Raw genomic sequence first — 24,693 nt, 5'->3', positions numbered from 1 at the left:
CACGTAGAAATCCGCAATGGACGGGGAGATGTCCGGGGCTCACAGTGGTTGCATGGAGACCTTCGAGAGCCGCGTCCGAACCGAGTTCGCCCCGAAGAACACCTATCTGAACACCGCGAGCACCGGCCTCGTCCCGGCCCGCACCGTGGCCGCCATGCACACGGCCGTGGAGGCCGCCGCGGCCGGGCAGCCGACCGACATGTTCGCGGACGTCGAGGCGAGCCGAGCCTCCTTCGCCCGGCTGACGGGGGTTCCCGCCGGCCGGGTGGCGGCCGGAGCCTCGGTCGCCGTCTACAGCGGCCTGATCGCCGCCTCGCTCCCCGAAGGCGCCGAAGTCCTCACCGCCGAGGACGACTTCAGCTCCGTCGTGAACCCCTTCCACATCCGCACCGACCTCAAGGTGCGCAGCGTGCCGCTGGAGCGGATCGCCGAGTCCGTGCGGCCCGGCACCGCACTCGTCGCGGTCAGCGCCGCGCAGTCGGCGGACGGCCGGATCGCCGACCTGCCGGCGATCCGCGAGGCAGCGAACGCGCACGGGGCGCGTACCTACATCGACGTATCCCAGGCCACCGGCTGGCTGGACTTCGACGCGGACGCCTACGACTACTCCGCCTCCGTCGCCTTCAAGTGGCTCGTCTGCCCGCGCGGAGTGGCCTTCCTGGTCGTTCCGGAGGACCTCGGCGACCTGTCGCCGCTGTTCGCCGGATGGGTGGCGGGGGAGCATCCCTGGGACGCCTGCTACGGCCCCGTCGAGGAACTCGCCCACTCCGCACGCCGGTTCGACGAGAGCCCCGCCCTCTTCTCCTACGCCGGAGCCCGCCACTCCCTCGCCCTGCTGGAGGAGCTGGGCGTGGACGCCGTACGCGCCCACGACCTCGCCCTCGCCGACCGCTTCCGCGCCGGCCTGCACGACCTCGGACACACCCCGATCCCCTCGCCCGGCTCGCCGATCGTGTCGGTGCCCGGACTCGGCCACCGGCAGGGCGAGTTGAGCGACGCCGGAATCGAGCTCTCCGACCGCGCGGGCAACCTGCGGGCCGCCTTCCACCTCTACAACACCCCGGCGGACGTCGACCGTTTGCTGGACGTCCTGTCGGCGTCAACGGCCCGCCGCTGACCAATGGGAGCGGGCGGTGTCACTGGCCAGGCCTGTGACACCGCCCGCTCCACCGGGCCCTGGGCTCACTTCACCGGCGTGAAGTCCCGCGCCCCGATGAACTCCGGCCGCCGCACCGGCGCCGCGAACGGCTCGACCGCCGCGTTCTCCACGCTGTTGAACACGATGAAGACGTTGCTGCGCGGGAAGGGCGTGATGTTGTCGCCCGAGCCGTGCATGCAGTTGCAGTCGAACCAGGTCGCCGAACCGGCCCTCCCCGTGAACAACTTGATGCCGTACTCGCTCGCCAGGGCGGTCAGCGCCTCGTCGGACGGCGTGCCCGCGTCCTGCATCTGGAGGGACTGCTTGTAGTTGTCCTTCGGCGTGGCCCCCGCACACCCGAGGAACGTCCGATGCGACCCCGGCATGATCATGAGACCGCCGTTGGTGTCGTAGTTCTCGGTGAGTGCGATCGAGACCGACACCGTCCGCATGTTCGGCAGGCCGTCCTCGGCGTGCCAGGTCTCGAAGTCGGAGTGCCAGTAGAAGCCGCTCGCCCCGAAGCCCGGCTTGACGTTGATCCGCGACTGGTGGACGTAGACGTCCGAGCCGAGGATCTGCCGCGCCCGTCCGACGACCCGCTCGTCCCGCACGAGCCGCGCGAACACTTCGCTGATCTTGTGCACTTCGAAGACCGAGCGGATCTCCTTGGACTTCGGCTCGACGATCGAGCGCTCGTCCTCGCGGATCGCGGGGTCGGTGACGAGACGCTCCAACTCCCGCTGGTAGACGCCGATCTCGTCCGCGCCGACGAGCTGGTCGACGGCGAGGAAGCCATCCCGCTCGAGCGACTGGAGCTCGGCGCCGGCGATCGGCCCGGGCGTACCGGGCGCCGACCAGACGACCGGGTCCTTGCGCGGGATCGACACCTCGGTGGCGCCACGGCTGGGGTAGAGATCGGGAATCCTGGTCGCGGTGGTCATGGTGATGTCACACCTCCTCGGTGAGCAGCGGGTAGACGCCGTTCTCGTCGTGGTCCTCCCGTCCGGTCACGGGCGGGTTGAACACACAGATGCAGCGGAAGTCCTCCTTGATCCGCATCGTGTGCCGCTCGTGGCCGTCGAGGAGGTACATGGTCCCGGGCGTGATCGTGTACTTCTGCCCGGTCTCGTCGTCGGTGAGCTCGGCCTCGCCCTCGACGCAGACGACGGCCTCGATGTGGTTCGCGTACCACATCGACGTCTCCGTACCCGCGTACAGGACGGTCTCGTGGAGCGAGAAACCGACCTTCTCCTTGGCGAGGACGATGCGTTTGCTCTCCCACGTGCCGGACTCCGCTTTCACGTGCCGGTCGGTGCCTTCGATCTCCTTGAACGAACGGACGATCACGGTGCTGCGACGCCTCCTAGGTGGATGTGCTGATTGGGTCAGGTGGTCAGGTGGTCAGGTGGTCAGGTGGTCAGGTGGTCAGGCCGTTTCGCGGACCGAGCGGGCGAGGACGCTGAGCCCCTCGTCCAGTTCCTCGGGCGTGATGGTGAGCGCCGGCAGCAGCTTCACGACCTCGCTCTCCGGCCCCGACGTCTCGATGAGCAGCCCGAGTTCGAAGGCTCGCTTCGCGATGCGCCCGGCGCGCTCCTTGTCGTGGAACTCCATGCCCCACACGAGCCCGCGCCCCCGGTACTCCTTCACGTCGGCGAGGTTCTCCTCGGTGATGGAGATGAGGGCCTGCTCGACCTGCTCGCCCCGCGCCTGGGTCTGCTTCTCCATCGCGGAACCGTCCGCCCAGTACGCCTCCAGGGCGGCGGTGGCCGTGACGAAGGCCGGGTTGTTGCCGCGGAAGGTGCCGTTGTGCTCGCCCGGCTCCCAGATGTCCAGCTCGGGCTTGAACAGGCACAGCGACATGGGCAGGCCGTAGCCGCTGATGGACTTGGAGACGGTGACGATGTCGGGGGTGATGCCCGCCTCCTCGAACGAGAAGAAGGCACCGGTGCGCCCGCAGCCCATCTGGATGTCGTCGACGATGAGCAGCATGTCCTGGCGCTCGCACAGCTCGGCGAGCGCACGCATCCACTCCGGGCGCGCGACGTTGATGCCGCCCTCGCCCTGCACGGTCTCGACGATCACGGCGGCGGGCTTGTTGAGCCCGGATCCCTGGTCCTCGAGCAGCCGCTCGAACCACAGGAAGTCCGGGACCTTGCCGTCGAAGTAGTTGTCGAACGGCATCGGCGTCCCGTGGACGAGCGGGATGCCCGCGCCGGCCCGCTTGAAGGCGTTGCCGGTCACGGCGAGCGAGCCGAGCGACATGCCGTGGAAGGCGTTGGTGAACGACACGATCGCCTCGCGCCCCTTCACCTTCCGCGCCAGCTTCAGCGCGGACTCCACGGCGTTGGTGCCGGTCGGCCCCGGGAACATGACCTTGTACGGCAGGTCGCGCGGCCGGAGCACCAGGTTCTGGAGGGATTCCAGGAAGGCGCGCTTGGCGGTGGTCGACATGTCGAGCCCGTGCGTGACGCCGTCGCGCTCGAGGTAGTCGATCAACGCGCGTTTGAGGACGGGGTTGTTGTGGCCGTAGTTCAGTGACCCCGCTCCGGCGAAGAAGTCGAGGTACTCGTGGCCGTCCTCGTCGTACATACGGCTGCCCTGCGCACGGTCGAAGACGGTGGGCCAGCCGCGGCAGTAGCTGCGCACCTCGGACTCGAGGGTCTCGAAGACGCTGAGGTCGGGCTGGGTGATGGTCACGACGAATCGCTCCTCATTGCGTGGGAGTTCCGTGGGAGTTCCGTGGGATGTTCCGCGGGGGGTCAGGCAGAGGGAGTGAAGGAAAGGGGACCGATGCGGTACAGGACCTCGGGATCGTGCGGGCCGTCGGGGAACAGCCCCGCGTCGAACAGCACCTCGCGCTCCAGGCGGGCGCCGTGCCGCCCCGCGAAGGAGGTGAACAGGCGCTCGGAGGCGGTGTTGCCCGGCGTGATGGTCGTCTCGACGGTGGTCAGCGCGTGCTGCGCCGAGGTCCGTGCGACGAGCCCGTCCAGCAGGGCGGCGGCGAGGCCGCGCCCGCGATGGGCGGCGTCCACCGCCACCTGCCAGACGAGCAGGGTGTCGGGGCGGTCCGGCCGGACGTAACCGGTGACGAAGCCGACCGGCTCGCCGCGCTCGTCGCGTGCGACGGCCGAGGTGGCGGCGAAGTCACGACACCACAGCAGATAGCTGTAGGACGAGTTCAGGTCGAGGACCTTGGAGTCCTTGGCCATCCGCCACAGCGCGGCTCCGTCCGCCACCGACGGACGGTCGATTTGCAGGTCTGCTTGTGCGGCAGTCATGCGGATTAAATTTACCGAGAGAAATTCAAAATTGCATCGCCGGTCGGGGTTACGTACGGGTGGGCTATGTGTTATCGCGCGGGCGCGTCCGGACACGTGGTGAGGGGGCGAAATCTACCGGTTTGTATGGTAAATATGGGGCAAATCGACCCCGATGTGTAACGCGTCACAGCCATGTAATCGCCACGAGATCCCCCCGAATTACACCGCTGGACGTTCGCTAAATCTTTGTGTTTAGGTCCGGAGAAAGCGGGAAGAAGAAAACGGGAAGCTGCTCTCGGATAAACTCCAGAATTCCGCTGGAATTAGGCTCCGGTTACTCCGTCGATCCGCTCGCGCAAGATGTCCGCGTGCCCGTTGTGCCGCGCGTACTCCTCGATCATGTGGACGTACACCCACCGCAGACTGACCTCGAGGCCGGCCATCGGTCCGTCGGCGATCCGCCCCAAGTCGTCCAGCGACCGCCCCGCGCACAGCTCCTCGCCCCGGGCGATCTCCCGCTTCCAGGCGGCCAGCGCCTCGTCGAGTCCGCGCTCGGGATCGAGGACGTATCCGTTCCCCTTGCCGTACACCGGCGGTACGTCGAGGCGCGCGGCCACCCGCTGGAACCAGTTCCGCTCCACCTCGGTGAGGTGCTGCACCAGGCCGAGTAACGAGAGCGAGGACGGCTCGGCCGACGCGGCCCGCACCTGAGCGTCGTCCAACTCCGCACACTTGAGTTCCAGCGTGGCCCGGTGGAACGCGAGCCAGCTTTCGAGCATGGGGCGTTCATCGCCGGCCAGGTGGGGGATGGGGCGGCCGTCGGGGAGGGTGAGAGGTGTGTTCGTCGTCATGCGGGGAGGATGCCACGGGGGTCTGACAATGACGTCTCGTCACCCTGCGCGCCGGGACCGCCGGTTGTCGTCCACCGCCCGCAACGCCCCCTCCACATCCACCGTCAGCCCCTTCGAGGTCAACGCCGCCCCCAACGCCGCGAGGCTCGCCCGCACCGCTCCCCGCGTCGCGTCCACCCCGTAGTGGTTGACCCGGATCATCTCCTTGGCCAACGCGCCCCCGCCCGCGGCCAGCGGCACCGCGGGGTCCGACTCCAGAGCCTGGGCCACCAGCTCCGACGCGACGACCCCCGACGGCGCCCGCAGCGTCGTGGCGACCGGCGCGGCGTCCCGGTCCTCGTACACATACGGCTCCAGGCCTCCGCCCAGGGCCCGCGCCCCGGCCCGCGCGGCCTCGGCGGCCGAGCGGTGCCGTGCCATCACGGCGTTCAGCCCGTCCGCCTCGATCCGCTCGACGCACGCCTCCAGCGCCAGCATCTCCAGCTGCGCCGGCGCGTGCGGCAGCGACTTGCGGCCGCCGTCGATCCACCGCTGCTTCCAGTCGAGGAGCGACAGATACGACCGGCGCGGCGCCCCCGGATTCGCCGCCATCCGCGCCCACGCCCGCTCGCTCACCGACACCGCCGACACACCGGCCGGCCCGCCCATCGCCTTCTGCGCCCCGATCACGCACAGGTCCACGCCCCACGCGTCCGGCAGCACCGGCTCGGCCCCGATGGAGGCGACGGCGTCCAGATACAGCAGCGCGCCCCGCTCCCGTACGACCTCGCCGATCTCCGCGACCGGGTTGGTGTTGCCGGTCGCCGCCTCCGCGTGGACCAGTGACACGAAGTCGATCCCGGGGTGCTCGGCGAAGGCCTCACGGACTTGCTCGGCCGTCACCGCCGTATGGAAGGGCACCGCCAGATCGATCACCGTCGCGCCGCAGTCCCGCAGCCAGTCCCCGAAGGTCTGCCCGTATGGACCGGTGATGACATTGAGAGCCGTCGTGCCCGGTCCGGCGGCGGAGCGAATCGCGCCCTCCAGCGGCAGCAGCGCCTCGCCCTGCATGGTCACGATGTCCTGCCGGGTGTCGAGCAGCCGCGCCACCCGGTCCTCGATCGAGGCGAAGCGGGCGGCGCTCAGCGGGGCGAGATCCAGGAAGGGATGGGTCACGAGGGTGCTCTCTTCGCTCACTGGGGTAGACGGGATCGAGAGTAACCGGCCATCGACTCGCACCACTGACCGGCGACTTCTTAGGCCGGACGGCTCCGCAGCCATCGGTTTGGTTTGAGAGGGTCAAACTTCTCCTTATAATCAGAACCCATCACCAGAATCCACAGCTCTCCCACAGGAAGGCCCGCCGTGAACACGCTCCTTGGGCGCCGGACCCGCGTCCTGGCCGCGACCACCGCGACGGCCGGGCTGATGCTCGTCGCTGTCTCCGGCTGTACCTCCAGCGACGACGGCGGCAGTGGCTCGAAGACCGCCGCCGGCGGGGTCGAGCTGGTCAAGGCCGGACAGCTCACCACGTGCACGCACCTGCCGTACCCGCCCTTCCAGTCGGAGATCGACGGCAAGGTGCAGGGCTTCGACGTCTCGCTGATCGACCTGGCCGCCGAGGACCTGGGCGTGCGGCAGGTGGTCGTCGACCAGCCCTTCGAGAACTTCAAGACCGGCGGCTCCCTCAACGCCGGCCAGTGCGACCTCGCCGCGGCCGGCATGACCATCACCGAGGAGCGCAAGAAGAACGTCGACTTCTCGGACCCGTACTTCGACGCCACCCAGGCCGTCCTGGTCGACAAGGACAGCGGGCTCGGCTCCCTGGCCGACGCGAAGTCCAAGGGCGCCAAGCTCGGCGCCCAGGCGCAGACCACCGGCGAGGACTACGTCACGAAGCAGGGCTTCGACCCGGTCTCCTTCGAGTCCTCCGACGCCGTCCTCAACGGCCTGCGCTCCGGCCAGGTCAAGGCCGTCGTCATCGACTACCCGGTCGTCCAGGGCTGGCTCAAGGACAAGGCCAACGCCGACGCCTTCAAGGTGGTCGACAACCTCAACACCGGCGAGCAGTACGGCTTCACGGTGAAGAAGGGCAACACCAAGCTCCTCGCCGCCCTCAACAAGGCCATCGCGGACGCCAAGGCCGACGGCACGTACAAGGAGCTCTACGAGCAGTGGATCGGCCCGTACGACGAGTCGGCGGCATCCGCTTCCCCGTCCGCCTCATGACCGATACAGACGTACAAGTCCCGCCGAAGAAAAAGGGCCTGACACGGCGTCAGAAGCGCAGGCTCTCGCGGAGCGTCCAGTACGCCGTCTTCGTCGCCGCGTTGATCGCCTTCGCGGTCTCGGCCGACTGGGACCGGCTGAAGAACCAGTTCGCGCAGGCCGACATCGCCGAGCAGATGTTCCCGGACGTCATCACGCTGGCGCTGAAGAACACCGTGCTCTACACCCTGTCCGGCTTCCTCGTCGGTCTGGGCCTCGGCATGGTCATCGCGCTGATGCGGCTGTCGTCCGTCGGGCCGTACCGCTGGCTCGCCGGCATCTACATCGAGATCTTCCGCGGGCTGCCCGCCCTGCTGATCTTCATCTTCATCGGCGTGGCGGTCCCGCTGGCCTTCCCCGGCACGGAGATCATCGGCGGCACCTACGGCAAGGTCGCCCTCGCGCTCGGTCTGGTGGCGGCGGCCTACATGGCCGAGACGATCCGCGCGGGCATCCAGGCCGTGCCCAAGGGGCAGATGGAGGCGGCCCGTTCGCTGGGCTTCTCGCCCGCCCGGGCCATGGCCTCGATCATCATCCCGCAGGCGTTCCGCATCATCCTGCCGCCGCTCACCAACGAACTGGTGCTCCTCTTCAAGGACTCCTCTCTGGTGCTGTTCCTCGGCGTCACCCTGGAGGAGCGCGAACTGTCCAAGTACGGCCGCGACCTGGCCAGTACGACCGCCAACTCCACACCGATCCTGGTCGCCGGCCTGTGCTACCTGCTGGTCACGATCCCGCTCGGCTTCGTCGTACGCCGTATGGAGGCGAAGGCCCAGGAGGCCGTGAAATGAGCCGTCCGGAGATCGAAGTTCGCGGCCTGCACAAGTCGTTCGGCGACAACGAGGTGCTGCGCGGCATCGACTTGGAGATCAACCAGGGTGAGGTCGTGTGCGTGATCGGCCCGTCGGGCTCGGGCAAGTCGACGTTGCTCCGGTGCGTGAACCTGCTGGCAGACCCGACGAAGGGCCAAGTCTTCGTCGGAGGCATCGAGTTGACGGACCCCGACGTGGACATCGACGCCGTACGCCGCCGGATCGGCATGGTCTTCCAGCAGTTCAACCTCTTCCCGCACCTGTCGGTGACGGAGAACCTCTCGCTTCCGCAGCGCCGGGTGCTGCGGCGCGGCAAGGTGGAGGCTGCCCGGATCGCCGCCGAGAACCTGGAGCGGGTGGGCCTCGCGGAGAAGGCGGACGCCTACCCCGCCTCCCTCTCCGGCGGCCAGCAGCAGCGGGTCGCGATCGCCCGCGCGCTGGCGATGGGCCCCGAGGTGATGCTGTTCGACGAGCCGACGTCGGCGCTCGACCCGGAGCTGGTGGGGGACGTGCTGGCGGTGATGCGCATGCTGGCGAACGAGGGCATGACGATGATGGTCGTGACCCACGAGATGACCTTCGCCCGCGAGGTCGCCGACCGGGTCGTCTTCATGGACGGCGGGGTGATCGTCGAGGACGGCACCCCCGAGCAGGTCATCGGCAACCCCCGCCACGAACGCACCCGCCACTTCCTCTCCCGCCTCCTCGACCCCGCGATGGCGGACGTGGAGGAGGAGACGTCGGACCAGGTGGGCGACGGCGCCTGAGCGACGCCTGAGCAGCGCCTGAGAAACGGGACATACGCACCTCTGTCGTTCAAGGCGCCGTAACCGTCATCATTCGGGCATGACGACTCACGACGACGCGGGCGGCCTCGGAGCCGGCACCCCGCCGCCTCCGCTGCCCCCGCTGCCGGAGGACTGGGAACGCTGCCTGGCCGTCGCGGCGCACCCGGACGACATCGAGTACGGGACGGCGGCCGCCGTCGCCCGGTGGACGGCTCAGGGCAAGCGGATCACCTACCTGCTGGCCACCCGGGGCGAGGCCGGTATCGACGGACTCCACCCGGACCGGGCGGGCCCGCTGCGGGAGGCCGAGGAGCGGGCCGGGGCCCGCGAAGTGGGCGTGGAGAGCGTGGAGTTCCTCGACCACCGGGACGGGGCCGTCGAGTACGGGCCGGCCCTGCGCCGCGACATCGTGCGGGCGATCCGGCGGTACCGGCCCGAGATCGTGGTGACCGGGGCGTACACGGTGCGCATGGTCTCCGGAGTGGTCAACCAGGCCGACCACCGCGCGGTGGGACTCGCCGCGCTCGACGCGGCACGGGACGCCGGCAACCGGTGGATCTTCCCGGAACTCGCCGACGAGGGCCTCGAACCCTGGGGCGGAGTCCGCTTCGTGTGCTTCAACGGCGCCGAGCGCCCCACCCACGGCGTGGACGTGTCGGGCGAACCGCTGGAGCGGGGCATCGCCTCACTGGCCGCGCACGCCGAGTACACCAAGGGCCTCGGGGCGGCGGGCTTCGAGCCCCGCGCCTTCCTGACCTGGGTGGCCCGACAGGCGGGAGCCGCCCTCGGCGTCGAGGCCGCGGCCCTCTTCGACGTGTACTGGCTGGCCTTCGAGGGACCACCGCCCTGGGAGCAGTGATCCCGGGCTGGTTAGGGTGCCGTCCATGAGAGATCGCGCGGTGCTGCATGTGAAGGGGCGGGTCCTGGTCGGGCCCGACGACGTCCGCGACGAGCTGTGGATCGTCGACGGCCGGATCTCCTACGACCGTCCCGTCGGCGCCCGCGACGTCCGCAGGGTGGAGGGCTGGGCGCTGCCCGGCCTGGTCGACGCGCACTGCCATGTGGGCCTGGGCCCGCACGGCCCGGTCGACCAGGACGTCGCGGAGAAGCAGGCGCTGACCGACCGGGAGGCGGGCGCCCTGCTTCTCCGCGACGCGGGCTCGCCCTCCGACACCCGCTGGATCGACGACCGCGAGGACCTCCCGAAGATCATCCGGGCGGGCCGGCACATCGCGCGCACCCGCCGCTACATCCGCAACTTCGCGTGGGAGATCGAACCGGAGGACCTCGTCGCGTACGTCGCCCAGGAGGCCCGGCGCGGGGACGGCTGGGTGAAGCTGGTGGGCGACTGGATAGACCGTGAGGTGGGCGACCTGGCACCCAGTTGGCCCCGGGAGGCCGCCGAGGCGGCGATCACGGAGGCCCACCGCCTGGGTGCGAGGGTGACGGCCCACTGCTTCGCCGAGAACTCGCTGCGGGACCTGGTCGAGTCGGGCATCGACTGCGTCGAACACGCGACGGGCCTGACGCAGGACCTGATCCCGCTGTTCGCGTCCCGCGGGGTGGCGATTGTCCCGACGCTCGTGAACATCGCGACGTTTCCGCAGCTGGCCGCCGGCGGCGAGGAGAAGTTCCCCCGCTGGTCGGCCCACATGCGCCGCCTGCACGAACACCGCTACGACACGGTCCGCGACGCCTACGACGCCGGCATCCCGGTGTACGTCGGCACGGACGCGGGCGGCACGCTTCCGCACGGGCTGGTGGCGGCGGAGGTGGCGGAGCTGGTGACGGCGGGGATCCCACCGGTGGACGCCCTGTCGGCGACGACGTGGGGCGCCCGGAAGTGGCTGGGGCGGCCTGGGCTGGAGGAGGGGGCGCCGGCGGACCTGGTGGTGTACGAACGGGACCCCCGCACGGATGTGCGTGTGCTGGGGGTCCCGTTGCGGGTGGTGCTGGACGGGAGGGTCAGAGTGTGACCTTCATCGACTCCACGAAGGGGTTGGGGCGCCCCGCGTAGAGGTCACTGATCCTTTGCTCGATGTGCTCGGCGTCCCAGACCGCGCTGCGTTCCAGCCCGACGCACTCCTCGGGCGTAGCCTTTCGCACGCCCCCGATGGCGTCGGTGATCTGACAGTCCTCCGGATTCAGAACGTTCTGACGGAAGAAATGCGGAATTTCGGGCAGCGCATCGGGGGCGACGCGACGAAGGACGGAGCCCCACCTGTCGCGTGAATAGGCCTTGTTGTGCACCGCGACGACAAACAGGGGATCACCCTCGGGAATTCCGGCGTCAGTAAGACGATCCTCCTGCTCATCGGAGAAGAAGGCGACGTACGGACGCACTCCGAGCATCACTGCACAGGCCGACCGCCCCTCCATGACGGGCACACGAAGCACCCCACCCGGAGAAAACCGGACCGTCATTTCCCTACCCCTTCCACCGCGTTTCTCGGCCGCTGTCAACTCGTACCACACTCGGACGGCCCGCCGGTGAAACCGACGGGCCGTCCAGGAGATCACCGATCAGGAAGGACTGCCGAACCTGCGCGTCGCCGCGTTGAGGAAGGTTCCGAGCAACGGGTTGTCCTCGGCGACGCCGCGAATATCGTTACCCGAGGTTCCGCCTTGGCGTTGAGCGCCACCGAAGTTGTCGATCAATTGCTGTTCGCGTCCGCGGATGGCTTGGTAGGCGGGGTCGCTGTGGCGCTGCGCCACCGGCAGAGTGCCTTCCGCGAACTGGTCCAGGACCGCCGGACCGAAGCCCTGGTCATTCATATGGTGGCCCGATTCCCGGGCGGCCACGATTTGTTCAGGCGTACCCACGCCTCGTGACCGCCCGGTGTACACCGCTCCGGTCGTCGGATGGGTCTTTGTGTAGGTCACGTACGTGGTACCGCAATTGTGTACGAGTACTGGCGTATCGCCGGCCAGCACGGAGTAGGTGTTCAGACCCGCGACCGTGAGGTTGTGGACCGTCGCCTCGGCCGTCCGTGCCTCGACCGCCGTGACCCGGATCCAGCTGCCGCTACCCGTGCTCAGCCACTGGCCCGGCTCCAGATCGCCGGCCTCCACCCACTGGCCCACGTCCGGCAGCCAGAACGGATGGCCCTCGGTGGCCGTGAGTGTGGAGGTCTTGGCGCCTGCCCTGCCGTCCGTGTCGATGGTGATCTTGACCAGGTGCTTGGTGCCCTCGCCCTTGATCGTGCGGGTGACCGTGCGGGTCTGGGCGTCGTCCGTTTCCACGTCGGACGCGGCGACCTTGTCCCCGGCCTTGATGTCCTCGATCGGCTTCGTGCTGCCGTCGGCCATCAGGACCTTCGTACCCGGCACGAAGCTGTTGCCGAGCTTGCAGGTCGCGCCGCTGCTCGGCGGGGCCTCCGGAGGCTTCGGCGGGGCCGGTGCGGGTGCCGCCGGTGCGGCGGGCGGGTTGCCCCCGGCGGACGGCGGGTTGCCGCCCGACGAGGGCGGGTTGCCGCCTGCGGACGGCGGGTTGCCTCCCGAGGACGGCGGGTTGCCGCCCGCGCTCGGCGGTGTGGCGTTGTCCGCCGCGCGCCCCGCGTCCGTCGCGTTGTCCGCCGCGCGTGCGGTGTCGCCCGCCGTGTCGATGGCGTCCAGGGCGCGGTCGCCGTAGCGGGCGGCCTTCGCCGCCGTCGCCCCGTACCCCGCGAACGGGATGGCCGAGGCGCAGGACAGGGCCGCGTCCACGGCGTTGCCCTCGGCCGCGTACCAGCCGCAGTTGGCGAGGTCGGCGGCCTCGCCGACGACCGGGATGAGGCCGGCCACATCGAGGGCCGCGTGGCCGATGTCGGACCAGGACAGGCCGAACAGGTGGCCGTCGATCTCGATGAACGAGACCGGGTTGCCGCCCGCGAAGGCGTAGCGGTTGCCGGTGAAGGGGTCGGTGGTCAGACCCATGTCGGCGAGCGCGCCGCCGTACATGTCACGGGTCAGGAAGCGGTTCAGGCCCGGGTCGTAGTTCCGGAAGCCCATGTCGTAGGTGCCGGACGCGGTGTCGTAGCGCTTGCCGTTGAAGCGGTAGGAGTTGTACGGGTCCTCGGACTCCTCGCCGTTCTCGCCCGGCTTGTCCGTACCCGTGAACTGCGCCGGGTCGTTCTTGCCGTACGCCGTGTACCCGTACGTCGTCTTGGTGTCGCCGTCCTTGTCGGTCAGCGCCTCGACGTCACCGTGCGGGTGGTACAGGTACTGCGTGGTCTCCGGGGCTTCGTCCTCCTCGTCCTTGATCTGGGTCAGCTTCTGGCCCCAGGAGGCGTACTGGAAGGACGTGACCCCTTCGTCCGTCACCTCCTCCCGCAGGGAGTTCGACGTGATGCCGAGGTAGGTGAACAGCGTCGTCTTCGCGTCGTCGCCGCTGCCCTTGACCTCCCGGACGGTCCGGTCGAAGGCGTCGTACGTCGTCCGCGTCGTCTTCGCCGCGTCCCCGGCACCCGCCGTGATCGACACCGGGCGGTCGAACCCGTCGTAGCGGGACTTCTGGATCGTCTCGCCGCCGAAGGAGACGGTGTCGAGGCGGCCCAGCGGGTCGTAGTTGTACGTCGAGGAGGCGCCGTCCGCCGTGGAGGTCAGCAGGCGGTTGCGGTCGTAGCGGTGGGTCGTGGTCGTGTCGTCGACGTTCTGCCAGACCACGTTGCCGGCCGCGTCGTGCCGGTACTCCTCCGTCGTGTCGTCGTCGCCGGTCTTGGCGACCTTGGCGATGCGGTCCTGCGGGTCGTAGGTGTAGGCGTAGGTGTTGTCGACGGTGTCGCCGTGGTCGTCGGCGTCCATCAGCTTCAGGACGTCCTCGACCTTGTGCCCGTTGGCGCTGTACTTCAGGGCGTGCTCGGCGACGAGCGTGTCGTCGGACTGTTTCTCGGTGGTCTTCTTCGTCGCACCGTCGCGGTAGTAGTCCACGGACAGGACGTTGCCGTTGGGCTTGGTCTGCTTGGCCAGTTCGCCGCGAGCCGTGTACTCCAGCGCGGTGATCTGCTGGTCGTCCGCCGTCGGCGAGGCCGCGTTGGTGATGCGCTCGACCCGGTCCAGGGCGTCGTAGTCCAGCTTGCTCCAGGTCAGGTCGTGCTTCGTGGTGAGCGTGTTGCCGTTGGCGTCGTACGTCAGCTCGGTGGTGTTGCGCACGGCGTCACCGTCGTGCTCCACGACCTTGCCGAGCTGGTTGAGCTCGTCGTACTCCAGGCTGTAGCGGTCGACCTCGACGCCGGGGCTGCGGTCGGTGACCTCGATCTGGTTGCCGTTGGCGTCGTAGCGGTAGGAGAAGTCCTTCTCCTCGTTGTCGGTGTCCTGGGAGTTGTCACGGACCAGCCGGACCGCGTCCGCGACGACCGTGCCGGTCGCCTTGTCGGTGAGGGTGACGGCCTGGCCGGTGTCCTCGGTGAAGGCGTACTTGCCCAAGGACCGCCATTCGCCCGGGAGTTCGGTCTGGTCCAGGGTCCTGGTCTCGGTGCCGTCCTTGTGCTTGATCTCGTAGGTGGCGTCCTTCGCCGCCCCGTCGACCTTCGGATAGCGGACGTAGACGGTGTAGTCGCCCTCCTGGGGGATCGTCAGCTGCCAGGCGAAACGGGCCTCGCCGGAACCGGCCGCGTGCGTGTGCGTGTTGTAGCCGTACGAGCCCGCGACGTTCGCCGCGTCCCAAGTGCCCTGCGTCGCCGTGTTGTTGATGTCCGAGTTGTCGACGAGCGCGACCTGGAGGCCGACCGGGACCCCGTCGTCCGAGCGGGACTTGAGGGCGCCGCTCGGGTAGAACGAGGAGTTGAGGGTCCGGGTGACCGAACCGCCCGCGCTGCTCAGGGTGTTCTGGATCTGCTGGCCGAGCTCGTTGTACTCGTAGGTGTTCTTGATGTCGTAGGCGTCGGTGGACGTCCTGATCAGACCGGTGTCGAAGTAGGTGTACTCCGTGTCGTTGCGGACGCTCTGGCCCTCCGACGGCGGGGCACTGACCTTCGTCACCCGGCTCAGTGCGTCGTACTCGTAGGTCGTCCGGTCCGGCGTGTTGTAGCGGCCGTCGTCCGGGTCGTAGGGGCTCAGGGTCTCCTTGACCCGGTTCAGCTCGTCGTAGACGGTCTCGGAGGCGAAGTCCCGCGGGTCGTCGCCGGTCTCCACGCCGCGCGGGGTGATGACGCGGGTCTGGTTGCCGACCTCGTCGTACTCGAAGCGGGTGGTGCGCACGACCGCGTCGTCGCCGTCCCCGTCGTGCGGGACGCGCGCCTCCACCAGGGCGGCGCGGGCGTCCAGGACCAGTTCGGTGCGGTTGCCCTCGGCGTCGGTGGTGGCGGTGGTCTGACCGTCCCAGTCGTAGGTGCTCGTCGTCGACTTGCCGGCCGCGTCGGTGGTCTGAAGCAACCGGTGGTCGAGGTCGTAGCGGAACCGGGAGGTGTAGTCGTCCGGGTCCTCGGTGTCGTTCTTGCGGGCGTCGACGACCTTCACCAGGTCACCGACGTCGTTGTAGACGGCGGTGGCCCGCTTGCCCGCCGCGTTGACCGCCTCGATCGGCTGGTAGATCTCGTCGTACTTCGTCGTCGAGGTGAAGTCGCCGGGTTCCTCGGTCAGGTTGCCCTTCGGCTCGGTCGAGGTGAGCTGGTTGCCGACCTTGTCGTAGGTGAAGGACGACACCCGGGCCGGTGAGCCCTCCTCGTCGCCCGGCTGGGTGGACTTCAGCAGCTGGTCCGCCGCGTCGAACTCGCTGGTGCTCGTCACCTCGTTCGGGGCGGTGAACTCGAGGGTGTTGTCGTTCTTGTCGTACTCCGGTGCGGGGGTGACGATGAAGTCACCCGCCTCCTGGTCCTTCGGCCTGCGGTTCTCCAGCGGACGCCCGAACACGTCGTACGTCTGCGTGGTCGTCGCCCCGTCGGCCTCCTCCACCTCGGTGACGTTGCCGCGCACGTCGTACGTCGTCACCGTGCGGTTGCCCAGCGGGTCGACGATGGCCCGCGGATAGCCGGAGGGGTCGTAGTCCTCGAACTTCGTGGTGTGTTCATTGGCGTCCGTGGCGGCGGTGAGCCGGCCCCGGTCGTCGTAGGTGCTGGTGGAGGTGTAGTCGCCCTCGGGCTCGCTCTCGACGCCCTTGGGGTCGACGATGGAGGTCAGGTTGCCGCGGTCGTCGTAGCCGAAGGACCAGGCGCGACCCTCCGGGCTGACGCGCCGGGACAGGTCGGCGATGTAGCCGTCCTCGCCGGTGGCGTACGCGAAGGTGGCGGCGGGCCGGTCGTTCTCGACCGACTCCGCGTCCTTCGTCTCCAGCGGATAGCCGGTCTTCGGGTCGTACTTCCAGGTGCGGGCGGCGCCGTTGTTCTCCTCCAGGCGCGTGACGTTGTTGTCCGCGTCCCAACCGAGCTTGGTGGTCTGTTTCTTGGCGTCGGTGAGCTTCACCGGGCGGCCGTAGCCGTCCATCAGCTGGGTGGCCGGGTTGTCCTCGGCGTCCGTGACGACGGTCTGGACCGCCTTGCCGTCGTGGCCGTCGGCGTCCTCGTAGCGGTAGCGGGTGAGGCCGCCGAGCCGGTCCGTGACCGACTTGGTGTAGCCCAGGTAGTGCAGCTGGTCCTTGTCGTCGTGCGGGCCGACGTAGTCCAGCTTGGTGGTGTTGCCGCGCGGGTCGGTGACCTCGGCCAGCTTCATGCTCGGGAGGTCGAGCTCCTTGCCGTAGCCGAACGTGAAGACCTTGCGCAGCTCCGCCGGCGCGTTCGCGCCGTCCGTCAGCCGCGCCAGCTGGCCCTTCTCGGCGAAGGTGAAGTCGATCCGCCGTCCGGAGACGTCGGTGACCGAGCGGACCTTGTCGATGATGAACGGGTTGAGGAGGTGCTCGCCCTCGCGGACCTCACCGTCCTTGTCGACGTACGTGTACGGCTTGAGCTTCTCGAAGTAGTCGATGGTGAGCGTGCGCCGGCCCTCGGCGTCGGTGACGTACTTCAGCAGCTTGGGCCCGAGCAGCCGGTCCTCGTAGGTGAACTCCATCCGGTTGCCGTTCTTGTCCACCATGGCGCTGGGATAGCCCTGGCAGTCGAAGAGGAACCGGGTGCGGTCCGGGCGCAGGAACTCCCAGGCCTCCCGTTCGTGCGGGTTCAGCAGGCAGAGCTTCTCCAACTGCCTGACCCGGAAGTGGACGCCGGCCGGGGAGTCCCACTCGCCCTTCTTGTTCTTGGAGAAGGTGTGGCTCGTGCCGTCGCCGTCGGTCAGCGTGATCTGCTTCGGCAGCAGCTGGGCCGGATGGAAGTCCAGCGGCGTGCCGAGCCGTACCGGCGAGGAGGCCTGCAACGACCAGCCGGGACCGGCCGGAGAGCTGGAGGCGTCCTGCGAGTTGTAGGCCAGGCGCAGGAAGGTCGAGAAGCCGAGGGACGGGTTGCTGAAGGCGTTGTACGACCAGACCGCGTTGCCGGCGTACAGGTTGCTCATCAGCGCCGAGTTCGCGCCGGTGTTCTTGCCCGCGTAGGAGTAGAAGTCCTCCAGGCCCAGCTGGTCGGAGGTCGGGTACTCGGCGGTCACCTCATGCTTCGACGGCGGCACGCCGTCGGTCTCGGACAGCCACTTGCCGGTGGCCTTCTCCCGCAGGTCCCACTCCAGGCCGAAGGTCAGCCGCTTGTCGAGCGGGTCGATCAGCACCGGCGCCTTCAGCTGCGCGTCGAAGGTGACGGTGCCGCCGGGCGGCACGTCCTCGGGCAGCGGGGTGGCGTCCTTGTTGAGGAGGTTGGTGACGTCCTTGCCGTCCAGCGTCCAGCGGTACGACAGGACGCGCTCGCCCTTCTTCCACGCCGTGGCGGTGGTGTTGGTGAGGGTGGCCTCGACGGTGGCCGTCTCGCCCGGGATCATCCGGGCCGGCGTGTACGGCAGGAAGTACGTCTCGCCCTCGGGTGCCGCGAGCAGCTTGGCGCCCTCGGAGACCTGGCCGACGGCGGGCAGGCCGACCGTGCGCTCGGGACCGGTCAGCAGCTTGCCCTGCTTGGTGCGTACGGCGATCCGGTAGTGGTAGGCGGGGCCGTCCCCCTTGAGCGCGGGGCGCGCGCTGCGGTCGGTGAAGGTGCGGGTGCCGCGGTCGACCGGGGCGACGAGGGTCTCGGCGGTCGGGGTGAAGTCCTTCTTCGTGGAGCGGTGGACCTCGTACTCCAGCAGGTCCTTGCCCTCGTACGCGCTCCAGGAGAGGTCGGCGCCGGTGGCGTGCGCGGCGCGGGGCGCGCCGATGCGGACGCCGTCGGCCTCGCCCGCCGGGCGCGGGTGGGTGAGGGAGGCGGCGCCGTGGGCGCGGTCGAGGGTGAGGCGGGGCGGCCGGCTGTCGTCGTCGCGCTGGTTGAGGTCCTTGGCTTCGTCGTCGCCGAGCAGGTCGCTCCAGAAGCCGTCGTCGTCCTTCGCGCGTTCGCTGTTGGGACGCCAGCCCTCGCGCGGGTCGCTGGTATCGGGTCTGGAGGCGGCCGCGGGTCTGTCTTCTCCCGGGCGGGCGGGGGTCGCCGGCGCGTTGCTCATGATCAACGCCGTGGCTACGGCGGTGACCACGGCGGCGCGGAGGCGGAGTCGGCGCAGGCGTCGGAGAGGGACACGGACACGGGTGTGGCCGAAGGCTGCCATGGATGGCTCCTCGGGAGGGCTCCTGCCCCCATGGGCACAGGAGTCGCACAGGAATCGACGGGCACACTCTTGTACCAAGGTCCCGCAAAGGCGTGTCAACGACATGCCAAATTGAAAGGGCGAGTTCCGGCCTGTGGAGGACATCTCGAAAACGTGCACGGATGCGCCACGTTCGTGTGAACTCCCCTGGGGTTACTGCCGGTTGCCCCCCGATGCGACATCCTTTCCGGGTCCCGACGCTTGTTCTCTTTGGGAGTCCCACCCTTGAACCGCAATACCTTCCGTATGCCCGCCCGCCGCCTCGCCGTCATCGCGACGGCCACCGCCCTGGCCACCGGTCCCGCGGTCCTGGCCACCGCGGGCTCCGCCCACGCGACCGATGACGAAGGCAGCGCGAACGCCGTCGTCCTGCGCGCCGGGCTCGATGTGTCCCTGCTCAACAAGACCGTGAACGTCCCGCTCGCCCTCTCGCTCAACGCGGTCCAGGCGCCGCAGAGCGCTCAGCGGACCGCGCTGACGGCACAGCTGGACGGGGTCGACGGCGGACAGCCCTTCAGCGTGCTGCGCGCGAACGTGGCGGATGCGAAGGCGACGGTCTCCGCGACCGGGGCCGAGGCCTCCACCAGCCTGGCCCAGGCCAGGCTCCACGTGCCCGGCCTGCCGCTGCTCTCGCTCATCGAGCTCGACCAGGTCACCTCCAAGGCCACCTGCGAGGCCGGGAAGACCCCGGTCGCCTCGTCGAACCTGCTGGGGGCGGTGACCGTACTCGGCAAGAAGGTCACGCTGACGGCCGGCGCCACGACCGACGTGAAGGTGCCCGGAGTCGGCGAGGTGCGCCTGGACCTGTCGAAGGAGCAGACCGCCTCGCGTACGGCCGCCGCGACCGCCCTCGAACTCAAGGTCTCCATCAACCCGTTGAAGCTCAACGTGGCCGAAGTGGAGGGGACGCTGACCCTGGCCGAGGCCACCTGCGAGGCCCCGGCGGCGCCGGCGCGGTCGTCGGCCGCGCCGAGTGAAGATCCGGCGGGCGATGTGAAGCCCCAGAGCGGCCAAGTCACCCCGGCCGACGCAGGGTTGGCCGATACCGGTGGCAGCTCGACGACGCCGTACATCGCGGGCGGCGCGATCGCGCTCCTCGTCGCGGGCGGCGGAGCGCTGACGCTGGCGAGGCGCCGCAGGAGCTGACCCGCCCGGGCACCCAACGTTTTCGACAGTCAGCAGCCTTGTGTGTCAGGGCTGTTGACTGACCAATGAAAACGTTTTAACTTCCCCTCACTCAGACTTCGAGATTGAGGGGGACCCGTGGCCGCTGTACTACGGGAACACGCAGGTACAGAGGAGGTTGACGCAACTCCTCGCCGAACAGGTGGCTTACGTCCGGAGCGAAAACGTTTTCAGAGACGTGGTGGGCGCACGCTCTTTCTGCTCATGCTGCCCGGCCTCGCCTACTTCCTGCTGTTCCACTACGGCGCCCTGGTCGGCAACGTCATCGCCTTCAAGGAGTACGTCCCCTTCGACGGCCTCTGGGGCAGCCCCTGGGTCGCCATGGGCAACTTCCAGCGGATGTTCGAGGACGGCGCCTTCTGGGACGCGGTGCTCAACACCGTCTGGATCGCCGTCCTGCAACTGGCCTTCTACTTCCCGGTGCCGCTCGGCCTCGCCCTGCTCCTGCACAGCCTGACCTGGAGCTCGGTGCGCCGCTTCGTGCAGTCGGTGGCCTACCTGCCGCACTTCATCTCGTGGGTGATCGTCGTCGCCCTCTTCCAGCAGGTGCTGGGCGACACCGGGCTGCTCAACTCCTCGCTGGACGGCATGGGACTGCGCACCGCCGACATCATCGGCAACCCCGACGCCTTCAAGCCGCTCGTCGTCGCCCAGGTCATCTGGAAGGACGCCGGCTGGGGCACGATCATCTTCCTCGCCGCACTCGCCCAGGTCGACGAGCAGCAGTACGAGGCCGCCGCGATCGACGGCGCGGGCCCCTGGCGGCGCTTCTGGCACGTCACCCTGCCCGCCATCCGCCCGGTGGTCATCCTGCTGCTGATCATGCGGCTCGGGGACATCCTCTCCGTCGGCTTCGAGCAGATGCTGCTCCAGCGCGACGCGGTCGGCCCGGAGGCCTCCGAGATCATCGACACCTTCGTCTACTACCAGGGCATCGTCGGCGGCGACTACGGATTCGCGGCCGCCGCCGGCCTGTTCAAGGGCGTCATCGGCGCCCTCCTCGTCTACGCCGCCAACAAGGTCGCCCACCGCCTCGGCGAACAGGGGGTCTACAAGTGAGTGCCCGCACCCGCACCGCTGTTCGGCCCGGCTGGATGGAGAAGCCGAAGCCGCTCACCCAGGCCGCCAAAGCCCTCGCGCTGGTCGCCGTCGTCCTGCTGGTCTGCGTGCCGTTCCTCGTCATCGTGTCGACCTCGCTGGCCTCCACCGACGAGGTCGTCGACAACGGCGGCTGGGTGCTGTGGCCGACCGAGCCGACCCTCGACGCCTACCGCGACATCCTCGACGGCGGCATCGTCACCCACGCCCTCGGCGTCAGCGCGGGCGTCACGATCGTCGGCACCCTGCTCAGCCTCGCCTGCACGGTGACCCTCGCCTACGCGCTGTCCCGCCCCGGCGTCTTCGGCGGCAAGCCGGCGCTGCTGCTGATCCTGTTCACCTTCCTCTTCCCGCCCGGCATGATCCCCAGCTTCCTGCTGGTCAAGGAACTGGGCCTGCTGGACAACTACGCCTCGATCGTCCTGCCCGTCCTGGTGAACGTCTTCAACCTCGTCGTCCTGCGCGGCTTCTTCCAGGGCATCCCCGAGGAGCTGTACGAGGCGGCCCGGCTGGACGGGGCGGGGGACTGGCGGGTGCTGTGGTCGGTCGTCCTGCCCCTGTCGAAGGCCGCGCTCGCCGTCGTAGGCCTCTTCTACGCGGTGGCGTACTGGAACTCCTGGTTCTACGCCTCGCTCTACCTGGAGAGCGACCACTGGCCCCTCCAACAGGTCCTGCGCACCTACGTGGTGGCCGGTTCCGGACTCACCGACGCGACGACCGGCGAGGGCACGATCACCGCCCCGCAGACCGTGCAGATGGCGGTGCTGGTGATCGCCACCGTGCCGATCCTGCTCGTCTACCCGTTCCTCCAGAAGTACTTCACGAAGGGCGTGCTCACCGGCGCCATCAAGAGCTGACCGGCCCGTTGCCGGCCGACACGTCATCAAGAGCCGTGTGTAGAAAGGTGACTTGCCCATGCCCAGCATGTCCCGCCGTACCCTGCTGCGTTCCATGGCCGCGGGTGGCGCCGCGGTCTCCGTCCCCGGTCTGCTGACCGCCTGCTCCACCAGCTCCGGCGACAGCGACGTCTCCAACGCGGGGAAGAAGCTCGCCCCCTGGCCCGCCTACCGTCCGGGGAAGGGTCCTCAGCCGGACCTCGCCCCCACCGAGGCAGGCGTCCAGGCCGGATACACCAGCTACCCCGCCGACCTGGTCAAGTCCGTCTCGCGCACCCCGGGCGACGGATCCACCGTCAAGGTCATGTCGGTGTCCTTCGGCACCCCGCCCAAGCCCGCCTCCGCCAACCGGTTCTGGGCGGCCGTGGAGAAGGCCCTCGGCGTCAAGATCGAGTACACGATCATCTCCCAGGCCGACTACCAGAAGAAGATGGCCACGGTGATGGCCGGCGACACCGACACCCTGCCGGACATCATCAACCTCTTCTCCGGATTCGTCCTGCCCCGCGAGGGCGAGTTCGTGCAGCGCCGCGCCGAGGACCTCACACCGTTCCTCTCCGGCGAGGCGATCGCCGACTACCCCAACCTCGCGAACATCCCCACGCACGCCTGGCAGGACATGGGCCGCATCGGCGGCCGTCTCTACGGCATCCCGCTGGAGCGCCCGCTGCCCGGCTCCACCCTCTGGCTCAACCAGGACATGTTCACCGACGCGGGCATGAAGGAGGGCTGGACCTCCGAGGACTTCGCGGCCGTCGCCAAGAAGGCCACCAGCGGCCGTACTTACGCACTCGGTGCCGCCCAGGGCTCCCTGTTCGGCAACGGCATGCACGCCGCCTCCCACCGAGCGCCCAACGAGTGGGCCGTCACCGAAGACGGAACCTTCCTGCCGGGCTGGGCCGACGAACGCTTCAAGGCGACGATCGCCTTCCAGGCCCAGCTGCGCAAGAACGGCTCGTACCACCCCGACGCCACGTCCATCTCCCAGATCGACCTGACCACCCTCTACTACAACGGCACCGTCGGCTCCATGCAGGACGGCTTCGGCGCCTACCTGCCCAAGTACCGCGAATCCCAGGGCAAGCTGACCCCGGCCGCCGCCCTGCCGTACAGCGTCGGCGGCGAGGCGGGCGGCATCATCGCCGCCCGCCGCTCCTTCGGCTACACCGTGCTGAAGAAGGCGAAGAAGGAACGGATCGAACTGCTGCTGCGCATCCTCGACTACCTCGCCGCCCCCTTCGGCAGCGAGGAGTGGGAACTCGTCCACTACGGCGTCGAGGGCACCCACTTCACCCGCGGCAAGGACGGTTCCCCGACGCCCACCAAACTCGGCGAGATCGAGAACAACACCAACCTGCCGCTGAAGTACCTCGCCGAAGGCCCCCAGGTGCTGTTCGTGCCGGGCATGCCCGACGCCGTACGGGCGCTGCACGCCTGGCAGCAGAAGACGGTCCCGCACGCCATCCGCAACGCCTCCTGGGGCCTGCAGTCCCGGACGAAGAACTCCCAGGGCACCACGCTCAAGGCGCTCCTCGAGGACGCCGTCACCGGAATCATCGCCGGCCGCCTGCCGCTGTCGGAGTGGGACGGGGTGGTGAAGACATGGCGGTCCCGGGGCGGCGACACAATGGCCGAGGAGTTCGCGAAGGACTACGCGGCCAACACGTGAACGGCTGCCGGTAGAGGCTGCCGGTGAAAGAGGAGGCGCGGGGGATGGGAAACGGCATGGAGTCCAAGCGGCGGGTCACGATCCGGGAGGTCGCCGAGCGGGCGGGCGTGTCGACGGCCACGGCGTCACGTGCGCTGAGCGGTAACCATCCGGTGCCCGCCGCGACCCGGGCCCGCGTTCTGCGTGCCGCGCGCGACCTCGACTACGTCGCCAACGCGCACGCCCGCGCCCTGGTCGGCGGCGGCCGCAAGATGGCCGCCGTCGTCGTCCGCCAGGTCACCAGCCCCTTCTACGCCCAGGTCGCCGAGGGCGTGGAGGCGGAGGCCGCCGACCGGGGCTGGCTGTGCGTGGTCGGCGCCACCGGCTCAGATCCGCAGCGCGAGATGGAGTTCGTGCAGCTCATGCGGGAGGAGGGCGCGCGGCTGGTGATCCTGGTCGGCGGGGTCGTCGAGGACGACGCGTACCGCTCCCGCGTCGCCCATTACGCGCAGGCCCTGGACGCCACCGGCGCCCGGTTGGTGCTGTGCGGGCGGCCCGCGCCGGATCCCGACATCCCCGCGCTGGTCGTCGAGTTCGACAACGAGGCGGGGGCGCGGGCGATCACCGGGCATCTGCTGTCGGCCGGTCACCGCCGGATCGTCTTCCTCGGGGGGCTGCCTGGGAACACCGCGCTGGACGCACGTGTCGCCGGGTATCGGGCGGCGCTCGCGGAGCATGGGTTGCCCGCGGCGGCTGCGCGGGTTGTCGACTGTGGGTTGGGCCGTGCGGCCGGCTTGCGGGCGATGGGTGAACTGCTCAAGGAGGAGCGGGAGTTCACTGCTGTGTTCGCGGGGGACGACATGGTCGCGGCGGGTGCGTTGCGGGCTATCGCCGATGCGGGGTTGAGCGTGCCTGACGACATCTCGGTCGTCGGGTACAACGACATTCCGCTTGCCGAGGACTTCAATCCGCCGCTCACCACTGTGCGGACGCCTGCCGAGGAACTGGGGCGTGCGGCTGTGCGGATCGCTTTGCGTGATCCCGAGCATGCTGCCGGGAGCCACCATCTGCTGGGCACGCACATCGTCGTGCGCCGGAGTGTTGCTCCGCTGGAAAGGCCGTCCTGAATCTGCGGGTGATTCGTGGCTGGTCGCGCAGTTCCCCGCGCCC

General features: G+C 69.2%; 19 protein-coding genes. 11 read left to right on the top strand and 8 right to left on the bottom strand.

The features are described 5' to 3' along the window. Window positions 1-16 precede the first annotated feature (16 nt). Window positions 17-1,117, top strand: coding sequence for an aminotransferase class V-fold PLP-dependent enzyme (locus tag AB0I77_RS11305; RefSeq protein ID WP_363282196.1), 1,101 nt, complete (start codon window positions 17-19; stop codon window positions 1,115-1,117). Between the two features lie 65 nt (window positions 1,118-1,182). On the opposite strand, the gene thpD is transcribed toward AB0I77_RS11305, so the two are convergent. The 6 genes from thpD to AB0I77_RS11275 form a co-directional block, all read right to left on the bottom strand. Continuing rightward, entirely contained in the window at window positions 1,183-2,079 is an 897-nt protein-coding gene (thpD, locus tag AB0I77_RS11300) for an ectoine hydroxylase (RefSeq protein ID WP_363282195.1), read from the bottom strand. A gap of 7 nt (window positions 2,080-2,086) precedes the next feature. Further along, window positions 2,087-2,485 carry an ectoine synthase gene (locus AB0I77_RS11295; RefSeq protein WP_363282194.1) on the bottom strand — a complete coding sequence of 133 codons (399 nt, stop codon included), beginning with the start codon at window positions 2,483-2,485 and terminating at the stop codon, window positions 2,087-2,089. Window positions 2,486-2,563: 78 nt separating this feature from the next. Then, a complete protein-coding gene (gene ectB, locus AB0I77_RS11290; protein WP_363282193.1) occupies window positions 2,564-3,835 on the bottom strand; it encodes a diaminobutyrate--2-oxoglutarate transaminase in 1,272 nt (423 codons plus the stop codon). 62 nt (window positions 3,836-3,897) lie between these two features. Continuing rightward, entirely contained in the window at window positions 3,898-4,416 is a 519-nt protein-coding gene (ectA, locus tag AB0I77_RS11285) for a diaminobutyrate acetyltransferase (protein WP_363282192.1), read from the bottom strand. Window positions 4,417-4,721: 305 nt separating this feature from the next. Continuing rightward, on the bottom strand, window positions 4,722-5,249 hold the full coding sequence (locus AB0I77_RS11280) for a DinB family protein (protein WP_363282191.1): 528 nt from the start codon (window positions 5,247-5,249) through the stop codon (window positions 4,722-4,724). Window positions 5,250-5,288: 39 nt separating this feature from the next. Continuing rightward, window positions 5,289-6,404, bottom strand: coding sequence for an aminotransferase class V-fold PLP-dependent enzyme (locus AB0I77_RS11275; RefSeq protein ID WP_363282403.1), 1,116 nt, complete (start codon window positions 6,402-6,404; stop codon window positions 5,289-5,291). Between the two features lie 189 nt (window positions 6,405-6,593). Here AB0I77_RS11275 and AB0I77_RS11270 point away from each other — a divergent pair, with 189 nt between their 5' ends. From AB0I77_RS11270 to AB0I77_RS11250, 5 genes are all read left to right on the top strand, one after another. Continuing rightward, window positions 6,594-7,457 carry a transporter substrate-binding domain-containing protein gene (locus AB0I77_RS11270; protein ID WP_363282190.1) on the top strand — a complete coding sequence of 288 codons (864 nt, stop codon included), beginning with the start codon at window positions 6,594-6,596 and terminating at the stop codon, window positions 7,455-7,457. Next, window positions 7,454-8,287 carry an amino acid ABC transporter permease gene (locus AB0I77_RS11265; RefSeq protein ID WP_363282189.1) on the top strand — a complete coding sequence of 278 codons (834 nt, stop codon included), beginning with the start codon at window positions 7,454-7,456 and terminating at the stop codon, window positions 8,285-8,287. The genes AB0I77_RS11270 and AB0I77_RS11265 overlap by 4 nt, the downstream gene beginning before the upstream one ends. Further along, window positions 8,284-9,075, top strand: a complete 792-nt coding sequence (locus AB0I77_RS11260; protein ID WP_363282188.1) for an amino acid ABC transporter ATP-binding protein — start codon at window positions 8,284-8,286, stop codon at window positions 9,073-9,075. The genes AB0I77_RS11265 and AB0I77_RS11260 overlap by 4 nt, the downstream gene beginning before the upstream one ends. Window positions 9,076-9,154: 79 nt before the next feature. Continuing rightward, window positions 9,155-9,955 carry a PIG-L deacetylase family protein gene (locus tag AB0I77_RS11255; protein ID WP_363282187.1) on the top strand — a complete coding sequence of 267 codons (801 nt, stop codon included), beginning with the start codon at window positions 9,155-9,157 and terminating at the stop codon, window positions 9,953-9,955. A 25-nt stretch (window positions 9,956-9,980) separates the two neighbouring features. After that, window positions 9,981-11,072 carry an amidohydrolase family protein gene (locus tag AB0I77_RS11250; protein ID WP_363282186.1) on the top strand — a complete coding sequence of 364 codons (1,092 nt, stop codon included), beginning with the start codon at window positions 9,981-9,983 and terminating at the stop codon, window positions 11,070-11,072. Here AB0I77_RS11250 and AB0I77_RS11245 read toward each other — a convergent pair. Beyond that, window positions 11,062-11,475 (bottom strand): hypothetical protein, encoded by a 414-nt coding sequence (locus AB0I77_RS11245; protein ID WP_363282402.1) that lies wholly within the window; start codon window positions 11,473-11,475, stop codon window positions 11,062-11,064. The genes AB0I77_RS11250 and AB0I77_RS11245 overlap by 11 nt on opposite strands. A 144-nt stretch (window positions 11,476-11,619) precedes the next feature. Then, window positions 11,620-18,657, bottom strand: a complete 7,038-nt coding sequence (locus AB0I77_RS11240; protein ID WP_363282185.1) for a polymorphic toxin-type HINT domain-containing protein — start codon at window positions 18,655-18,657, stop codon at window positions 11,620-11,622. A gap of 264 nt (window positions 18,658-18,921) precedes the next feature. On the opposite strand from AB0I77_RS11240, the gene AB0I77_RS11235 reads away from it, so the two are divergent. The 5 genes from AB0I77_RS11235 to AB0I77_RS11215 all read left to right on the top strand — a co-directional run bounded on the left by AB0I77_RS11235 (window position 18,922) and on the right by AB0I77_RS11215 (window position 24,650). Further along, on the top strand, window positions 18,922-19,842 hold the full coding sequence (locus tag AB0I77_RS11235) for an SCO1860 family LAETG-anchored protein (protein WP_363282184.1): 921 nt from the start codon (window positions 18,922-18,924) through the stop codon (window positions 19,840-19,842). A gap of 243 nt (window positions 19,843-20,085) precedes the next feature. After that, window positions 20,086-20,940: an ABC transporter permease subunit gene (locus AB0I77_RS11230; RefSeq protein WP_363282183.1), complete on the top strand. Its 855-nt coding sequence runs from the start codon at window positions 20,086-20,088 to the stop codon at window positions 20,938-20,940. Window positions 20,941-20,975: 35 nt separating this feature from the next. Next, a complete protein-coding gene (locus AB0I77_RS11225) occupies window positions 20,976-21,836 on the top strand; it encodes a carbohydrate ABC transporter permease (RefSeq protein WP_363282401.1) in 861 nt (286 codons plus the stop codon). Window positions 21,837-21,894: 58 nt separating this feature from the next. Continuing rightward, entirely contained in the window at window positions 21,895-23,544 is a 1,650-nt protein-coding gene (locus AB0I77_RS11220) for an extracellular solute-binding protein (RefSeq protein WP_363282182.1), read from the top strand. Window positions 23,545-23,600: 56 nt separating this feature from the next. Further along, the gene (locus AB0I77_RS11215; protein WP_363282400.1) at window positions 23,601-24,650 is read left to right on the top strand and encodes a LacI family DNA-binding transcriptional regulator; all 1,050 of its coding nucleotides are present in this window, start codon (window positions 23,601-23,603) and stop codon (window positions 24,648-24,650) included. Window positions 24,651-24,693 lie beyond the last annotated feature (43 nt).

Origin of the sequence: Streptomyces sp. NPDC050619, assembly GCF_040654815.1 — a bacterium.
GTDB lineage: Bacteria > Actinomycetota > Actinomycetes > Streptomycetales > Streptomycetaceae > Streptomyces.
The sequence above is the reverse complement of the archived record's forward strand: the minus strand, read 5'-3'. Positions and strand labels throughout refer to the sequence as shown.